This window comes from Bartonella sp. ML70XJBT.G (assembly GCF_028618575.1).
Lineage (GTDB): Bacteria > Pseudomonadota > Alphaproteobacteria > Rhizobiales > Rhizobiaceae > Bartonella.
The window spans coordinates 1-735 of sequence record NZ_JAQITA010000083.1 but is presented as its reverse complement, the minus strand read 5'-3'; the positions used below and the strand labels follow the sequence as shown (position 1 = coordinate 735).

Annotated in this window: 1 protein-coding gene; it reads right to left on the bottom strand. The window is 39.7% G+C overall.

The features are described 5' to 3' along the window. Positions 1-194: 194 nt before the first annotated feature. Positions 195-735 (bottom strand): autotransporter outer membrane beta-barrel domain-containing protein (locus tag PVV64_RS10400; RefSeq protein WP_273760907.1); only part of this gene is annotated, 541 nt, incomplete at its 5' end.

Sequence of the window (735 nt, the reverse complement as noted above, 5' to 3'; positions counted from 1 at the left end):
ATGGTTATTAAAATTGCTTGTTTCAAGGAAGCGTATAGGCAAGTGTAACTCCATAAATCTTTTGAGAGAGTAAGTTTGAGCGTGAAGGTGGAACAGTTATTTTGATTGCTATGCCATGCTAGGTTGTGCAAAAATAAAAAGACAGCACAGTGTGCTGTCTTTTGTTAAAATGAGCGGAATGTAATAGCCTTGTTTTAAAACTGATAGCGTATCCCGCCTGAGAAACTTGCTCCAGATATTCCAGTCTTTTGCAGCTTTTGATGATAGCTGACATCACCATGAAGCGAGATGTTGGAAGATAATTGGGCATTGATACCAACCCCACCTTCAAGCAAAGAGCCCATAGGATCAAGTTTATAATCCTTATCAATATGGATCGCTTGCTTATCATCAAAGATTTTGATGGCATTCACTTTCCCATAGAAGGAAACAGAACGCCCGTTTTCAGTTGCTGTAACGGTTTTGGTTAAACGCCCACCAACACGGATCATCCATTGATGAGGATTGTTCATATCAATGGTAAAGTGATCGGCATCTGAAATTGTATCAAACATCAAACGTTGATAGGCAAGTTGTGCTTGGGGTTCAAAGGTAAGTCCTTGAATACTGGTGGCAAATTGTTTGCCCATAGTGGTGGAGATACTCCACATCTTGGCATGTTTCAATTTTGCAGTTGTACCAATAATAGCATTGGTGATGTCACCTTTTAAGACACCATAGGATAATAGGGTATCA